Origin of the sequence: Mesorhizobium sp. LHD-90 (genome assembly GCF_030929505.1) — a bacterium.
In the GTDB taxonomy this organism is placed as follows: Bacteria; Pseudomonadota; Alphaproteobacteria; order Rhizobiales; family Rhizobiaceae; genus Kumtagia.
In genome coordinates this window covers 154,767-161,592 of record NZ_JAVFVV010000015.1, presented here as the reverse complement: position 1 = coordinate 161,592, position 6,826 = coordinate 154,767, and the positions used below count along the sequence as shown (strand labels likewise).

The 6,826-nt window shown below is 63.4% G+C and carries 5 protein-coding genes; 3 read left to right on the top strand and 2 right to left on the bottom strand.

Translation table 11 applies throughout. The features are described 5' to 3' along the window. Nucleotides 1-1,049: 1,049 nt before the first annotated feature. Complete coding sequence (locus RB623_RS21140; RefSeq protein ID WP_308058947.1) at nucleotides 1,050-2,555, bottom strand: altronate dehydratase family protein; 1,506 nt, start codon at nucleotides 2,553-2,555, stop codon at nucleotides 1,050-1,052. 219 nt (nucleotides 2,556-2,774) lie between these two features. On the opposite strand from RB623_RS21140, the gene RB623_RS21135 reads away from it, so the two are divergent. Continuing rightward, entirely contained in the window at nucleotides 2,775-3,665 is an 891-nt protein-coding gene (locus RB623_RS21135; RefSeq protein WP_308058946.1) for an FCD domain-containing protein, read from the top strand. An 83-nt stretch (nucleotides 3,666-3,748) separates the two neighbouring features. Beyond that, nucleotides 3,749-4,054, top strand: a complete 306-nt coding sequence (locus RB623_RS21130; RefSeq protein ID WP_308058945.1) for a DUF982 domain-containing protein — start codon at nucleotides 3,749-3,751, stop codon at nucleotides 4,052-4,054. Nucleotides 4,055-4,057: 3 nt separating this feature from the next. On the opposite strand, the gene RB623_RS21125 is transcribed toward RB623_RS21130, so the two are convergent. Then, complete coding sequence (locus RB623_RS21125) at nucleotides 4,058-5,080, bottom strand: substrate-binding domain-containing protein (RefSeq protein WP_308058944.1); 1,023 nt, start codon at nucleotides 5,078-5,080, stop codon at nucleotides 4,058-4,060. Between the two features lie 364 nt (nucleotides 5,081-5,444). Here RB623_RS21125 and RB623_RS21120 point away from each other — a divergent pair, with 364 nt between their 5' ends. Beyond that, entirely contained in the window at nucleotides 5,445-6,800 is a 1,356-nt protein-coding gene (locus RB623_RS21120; RefSeq protein WP_308058943.1) for an ABC transporter substrate-binding protein, read from the top strand. The last annotated feature ends 26 nt before the right edge of the window (nucleotides 6,801-6,826 follow it).

Here is a 6,826-nt window from a genome sequence, read left to right as displayed (position 1 = left end):
AAAGCCGCTCGTCCATGATGCCAGTCTCTCGCCATCCCATCGCCGGTCCTCCCGGCGGACAAGAAAACTGTCACCCATCTATCCGGTCCATTCCGTTACCTATCTATCCGGGTCGGACAGCCGCTGGTTCCTCCCCTGCGGAGCGGGGGAGGGGGACCGCCGGAGGCGGTGGAGGGGGTGATGCCTCAGCGTCTCGCCACAGGCGAGGAGGGGAGGATCATCTGGCCATACGCGATTGCCCTGCCGCGGATGGGGAGAGACCCACGCATTGCCGGTTTCGCCCATCCAAGTTGGCGATTGGCGAAATCGTTGCGGTCAGCGGCTCTCTTCTCGTCCTGAGCTTGTCGAAGGATCACGGGCAGGACAGTGAGGGGCAGCGCGGACGGCCAAGGAAAATGACCCTCGGCGCTGGATGTCCAGAAAAGGGGACAGAACGTCCACAGCCTTTTAACATTCCGATTCGGATTTCTGTCATAAGCTATTGAAATCCTTCATTCCGTTATCCGGGAAAAGTGTTCCGGCTAGATTTTTTTCGGCAGACTTATCCCTCCTGCTTCGGGCTCCCGCATAATGCTCGCAATCGCTCTCGCGGGAAACCTGGTGCGCACCGGGTATCAGGGGAGAGCGACGGCGCCGGGGTGGCCGCGTAACGGTGCGCGGCTTGGCAAGAGCCTAAAGACCCGGGCCCCAGACCGCGACGACACGCTCCGGAACGAGTGAGCGGTATCAGCGGTCGGGCAAGAACGCCGGCGGGGCGCAAGGTTCGCGCCACGTTTTATAACTTTGAGAGGCTCGGCCCTGCGCCCCGCTTCCCACCTCCCGGAAGGGAGATTTCCACTCAATGGCCAGGGCGGATTTCCGCAGCGTGGCGAGGAAGGAGTGCGGTCTCGTTGCATATTCCGCTACGCCAAGCCGCCGTATCCGTGACGGCCTGCTTCGCAAGATGGCCGAGCCACCGAATGGATGGCGGGCGTCCACGGCGCCGGGAGGCAGGCAAACGGGGAAACCGGCGCGTCGGATTCCCCAGCAAGGTATGGCAGGGGCAGGCGCTACAGCGTCGCGCCGAGGTGCCACGGCACGAATTCGTTGTCGCCGTAGCCGAACAACTCGCTCTTGGTCTTCTTGCCCGACGCCGTCTCGACGATCAGCTCGAAGATCTCGCGGCCCATCTGCGGGATGGTCTTGTCGCCCGAAGCGATGACGCCGCAATTGACGTCCATGTCCTCTTCCATCGAATTGTAGAGCGCGGTGTTGGTCGCCACCTTGATCGACGGCGTCGGATGGCTGCCGAAGCAGGAACCGCGCCCGGTGGTGAAGACGATGACGTTGGCGCCGCCCGCCACCTGGCCGGTCGCCGAGACGGGGTCGTAGCCGGGCGTGTCCATGAAGACGAGGCCGTGGCCGGAAACCTTCTCGGCATAGGCGAAGACGCCGTTGAGCGGGGTCTGGCCGCCCTTGGCCACCGCGCCGAGCGACTTTTCCAGGATCGTCGTCAGGCCGCCGCGCTTGTTGCCGGGCGAGGGATTGTTGTCGATCGAGGCGCCATGCTTGGCGGTATGGTCCTCCCACCATTTGATGTAGCCATCGAGTTTCTTGGCGATCTCCGGCGACGCGGCCCGGTAGGCGAGCAGGTGCTCGGCGCCATAGATCTCGGTAGTTTCCGAAAGGATACCGATGCCACCGCCGGCGGCGAGGATGTCGACCGCAGCACCCAGCGCCGGATTGGCGGTGATGCCGGACATGCCGTCGGAGCCGCCGCACTGCAGGCCGACGACGATTTCCGAAACCGGGATCGGCTCTCGCTCGAGGTGGCCGACCTCCTGGCAGATTTCCTCCAGTACGCCCATCGCCTTCTCTACCGATTTGCGCGACCCGCCCGAGTCCTGGATGTTGAAGTGGCGTTTTCCCGCGGCGACGCCCTTCTGGCCGTAGAGCGTCAACTGGTTGACCTCGCAGCCGAGGCCGACCATCAGCGCTCCGCCGAAGTTCGGATGCCGGGCGTAACCCGCCAGCGTACGGTGCAGCACCATCATGCCGTCGCCGGTGGCGCTCATGCCGCAGCCCTGGCCGTGCACGATCGGCACGAAGCCGTCGATGCCCGGGTACTTCGGCAGCAGCCGCTTGTTGGCCTGGTCGGCGATGGCGTGGCAGACGGTCGCCGAGCAGTTCACGCTGGCGATGATGCCGACGAAATTTCGCGTGCCGGCGCGCCCGTCGGCGCGGCGATAGCCCATGAAGGTGCGGGCGCGTTCTTCCTCGGTCGCCTCCACCGGCGGGCTCGGCGGCACAACCGGCATGCGGCCGGATTCGAAGACGAGATTGTGCGAATGGACATGCGCGCCGGCCGGAATGTCGGCCGTCGCCTTTCCGATCGCCTGGGCATACTTCACCACCGCGTCACCCTTGGCGATCGGCTTGATCGCCACCTTGTGGCCCGGATCGATGGCGGAAAGCGCCGCCGCGCCGCCCGGAAGAACGTCACCGGCTTCAATGCGCCCATTGGCGACGGCTACATTGTCGGAGGGCGAAAGCACGATGGATTGGGCGGCGGTCACGGGTCGTTTCCCTGGCTGGTCGGGACAATGGCTAGGAGGTTCCGCATGGAGTTCGTGGCCCATCAGGCAGCCCGGCTTGAAACGATCCGGAGCGCGACGCGCTGAATAAGGTTGACTCCCCCCAAAGGGACCGTATTGTCTTTTATCCTAAAAAAACATTTTAGCGCAATCGGTTTTTGCGCCCTATATGTTGCCGCCGAGGAGAGATGGGACTCCCCGATGTCGAAGACCAGCACGGTTTTCAAGCAAGCCTACAATCGCTGCCTGGCTTTGCTCGCGGCGCGCGACTGCCTGCCCTCCGAACCCGAGCTTTGCCTGGCGCTCGGCGTCAGCCGCACAACGGTTCGCACCATCCTGGCCCACATGGCCGAAAGCGGCATCATCCGCTGGGACAAGCGCAGCAAGGTCCGGCTGCGGGAACCCGGAGCAGGAGACTTTTTTCCGGCCGGGGAGACCGATTCACCGGCCGAAATCATCGAGCGCAGCTTCATGCGGCTATTGCTGGCGCAGGGTGTCGAGCCCGGCACGCATATCACCGAGGTGGAACTGGCGCGCGAGATTGGCGTCGGCACCGGCAGCCTTCGCGAATTCCTCATCCGCTTCAGTCGCTTCGGCCTGATCGAGAAGCGCCCCAACGGCCGCTGGATGTTCAAGGGATTCACGCGTGACTTCGCGCTGGAGCTGACTGAGATCCGCGAGATGTTCGAGTTGCGCTCGGCGCTGGCCTTCGTCGAACTCGGCGAAGCGAGCCCGGCATGGGTGGCGCTCGATGCGATGGAGACGGAGCATGTAGGTTTCGCCGACGCCATAGCACTACGCTATGTGGATTTTTCGGAGCTCGACGAGCGCTTCCACCGGCTCATCCACAATGCCTCGCGCAACCGCTTCATCGTCGATTTCTACGACGTCATCGCCATGATTTTCCACTATCACTACCAGTGGAACAAGGCAGACGGGCGCGAACGCAACGCCGTCGCGGTGAACGAGCATCTCGCCTATATCGACGCCCTCAAATCGCGCGACAGGGCCCGCGTGACGACGGCCTGCCAGGCGCATCTGAAATCTGCCCGCGCCACGCTGCTGCGGTCGCTGCCGCGCACCGTTGTCTGAACAAGTTTTTGCCGATTTTTCGGGAACCTTTCGGCGCTCCGCGCATTGAGCGGGGTACTACCCAGCAATCCGTGGAGGACGGCATGGACGCGATCCGGTTTCGTGTGCCCATAAGGTTGCATGTCGGCGGCAAGCCGATCGAGATCGATACGCTGCAAGGCGCGGTCGACTTCCTTCGCGAGTGGCCGGGCGCCAGACGCGGCCCGGTCTATACTTGCGCAATGAAGGGATGCGATGCCGCGCTGGTCGGCTCGATGAAAGTCGAGCACGCGCGCAAGGCGTTCGAGAGTTTTGCACGGATCACCGGAATCTTGGAGAACCGCTCCTACGCGCCCGATCCGGTCGTGACGTTGCGCACGACGCCGTCGGCGGCGACAATGCATCGCTGACGCTCAGAGCGGCGCTCCCGCGACAGATCCCCTTACAACAAGGTCGACAGGCCATACCTCGCCGCGCGGATCGTCTTCCAGCCCGGAAATGCGTGCCGCCAGCCGCTCGGCGATACGCGCGCCGGCGGCGCGGATGGAGGAGCGCGTCGTCGACAGCGGCACCGGAAAGTTTTCCGGCCTGAGCCATGGAAACACGTCGTCATGCGCTACCAGCGAAATGTCCTTCGGCACGGACAGGCCGAGATCGCACAACGCCCGCACCACGCCCAGTCCCATGATCAGGCTGGAGCACAGTATGGCGGTCGGCGCCACGTCCAGTTCGAGCAGGCTTCTCGTGGCCCGATAGCCGTTTTCTTCCGTCATGCCCGCCGACCGGATCATCGGCGGCATGAGTTCAACGCCGGAAACCGCCAGCGCGCGCCGCAGGCCGCGCTCGCGAAAAATGGCGAAAGTCTGCGTGTCGTCGCCGTTGATCAGCGCGATGCGGCGGTGACCGAGCTGGACCAGCAGCCGACCGGCCTCGTGGAAGGCGCCCTCGTTGTCGATGTCGAGATGCGGGTAGGGAAAATCCAATCCTTCGGAGCGACCGTGCACAAGGAACGGCAGGCCGAGCTGGTGGAGCAGGGCGATACGCCTGTCCTTCGGCCGCGGCGCCGAGACGTAGACGGCGTCTACCTGCTTGTTGGCCGCGACCCGGCGATAGGTGGTCTCCTCGTCGTCGGCCTCGGCGGGACTCAGCACCAGATCCAGTTCGTGCGAGCGGGCATAGTCGCCCAGGCCGGACAGGAACTCGACGAAATGCGGATCGATGTCGACGCTGGCTCCGGTGGGCAGCACATAGCCGATCATGCCGGCCTTGCCGGTGGCAAGCCTGCGCGCGCTGGGGTTCGGACGGTAACCGTGGCGCTTGGCGGCGTCCACGACGCGCCGCCGGGTTTCCTCGTTGACCTCCGGATAGCCGTTGAGGGCCCGGCTGACTGTCGTCTGCGAGAGATCCAGCATGAGGGCAAGCTGCTTCAGGTTCATCGCCGCGTTTTCTTCAAAGCGCTTTCAAAAATGGCATCCTATCGGCCTCGCGTCCATAAAGGGGACAGTCTTGCCAAACTAGGTGGTTTGCATTGGTTTTTGAAGGAAATTTTCCATTGCACCGCATCAAATGGTCGTTGCGATGCAGAAGTTTCGAACCTAAATCGATTAGTTAAGTAGCCTGCTTGACTTTCAGACGGATTTGACGTGTAAATCGAAACCAAGCCAAAGCGCTTTGAAAATGCCATCGCGATCGACCCTTCGCCATAAGCGTGTGGACTCGGTTGCCCGACGGGTTCAGGGTGGTGTCGGCGGGATGGAATGGAGGTTCCATCCATCAGCGGTTTCAAAGGGAGGAAATCCGATGAGGAAAAGCCTGTTTCTTGGCGTCGCTCTGGCGTCGCTGGCGTTGAGCTGGCCGGCGGCCGCGGAACTGAAGTTCGCGCCCGGCGAGGACGCCCGCTTCACCTGGTCCAACTTTGACGATTTGAAGAAGGTCGACCTTAAGGGCGAGACGCTGTCGATCTTCGGGCCGTGGCGCGGCGAGGACGAGGCGCTGGTGCGCAGCGTGCTCGACTACTTCTCCGAAGCCACCGGAGCCACCATCAACTATTCGTCTTCGGAAAACTACGAACAGCAAATCGTCATCGACACGCAGGCCGGCAGCCCGCCGAACATCGCCATCCTGCCCCAGCCGGGCCTGTTGCAGGATCTGGCCTCGAAGGGCCTGCTCGTCCCGCTCGGCGACGACGTCGCCACCTTCGTCAAGGACAATTACGGCGCCGGCCAGTCCTGGGTCGATCTCGGCACCTACAAGGACAAGGACGGCACCGCGAAGTTCTTCGCCTTCCCCTACAAGGCCGACCTGAAGTCGCTGGTCTGGTACGTGCCGGAGAATTTCGAGGAAGCCGGCTACGAGGTTCCCAAGACCTGGGAAGACATGATGAAGCTTTCCGACCAGATCGTCGCCGACGGTGGCGTGCCGTGGTGCATCGGCCTGGGATCGGGCGGCGCCACCGGCTGGCCGGCGACCGACTGGGTCGAGGACATCATGCTGCGCACGGCCTCGCCGGATGTCTATGACAAGTGGACCAAGAACGAGATTCCGTTCAACGATCCGGCGGTGGTCAACGCGCTGCAGGTCTTTGCCGACATCGCCACCAACGACAAATATGTCGACGGCGGCAAGGCGGCGGTGGCAGCGACCGACTTCCGCGACAGCCCGAAGGGTCTCTTCGGCATCCCGCCCAAATGCTACATGCACCGCCAGGCCTCGTTCATCTCGTCCTTCTTCCCCGAAGGCACCAAGCTCGGCGAGGACGCCGACTTCTTCTACCTGCCGCCGATGGCCGCCAAGCCGGACCTTGGCAATCCGGTGCTGGGCGCTGGCACGCTGGTCGCCATCACCAAGGATTCCAAGGCGGCGCGGGAGTTCATAAAATTCCTCGAAATGCCGCTCGCCCACGAGATCTGGATGGCGCAGTCCGGCCTGCTTACGGCGTTGAAGACCGCCAACACCGAAGCCTACGCCAACGACCAGTTGAAGAAGCAGGGCGAAATCCTGGTGAACGCCTCGACCTTCCGCTTCGACGGCTCGGACCTGATGCCCGGTAAGATCGGCGCCGGCGCCTTCTGGACCGGCATGATCGACCTGGTCGGCGGCAAGTCCGCCCAGGATGTGACGACCGATATCCAGAAGAGCTGGGACGCGATCAAGTAGGACGTCCCGTCTTCGCCCGCGGGCCG

Excerpts from the sequence above, each read along its gene's own strand:
- RB623_RS21125 (WP_308058944.1), bottom strand. The coding sequence starts at position 5,080 with ATGAACCTGAAGCAGCTTGCCCTCATGCTGGATCTCTCGCAGACGACA.
- RB623_RS21135 (WP_308058946.1), top strand. The coding sequence starts at position 2,775 with ATGTCGAAGACCAGCACGGTTTTCAAGCAAGCCTACAATCGCTGCCTG.
- RB623_RS21130 (WP_308058945.1), top strand. The coding sequence starts at position 3,749 with ATGGACGCGATCCGGTTTCGTGTGCCCATAAGGTTGCATGTCGGCGGC.
- RB623_RS21120 (WP_308058943.1), top strand. The coding sequence starts at position 5,445 with ATGAGGAAAAGCCTGTTTCTTGGCGTCGCTCTGGCGTCGCTGGCGTTG.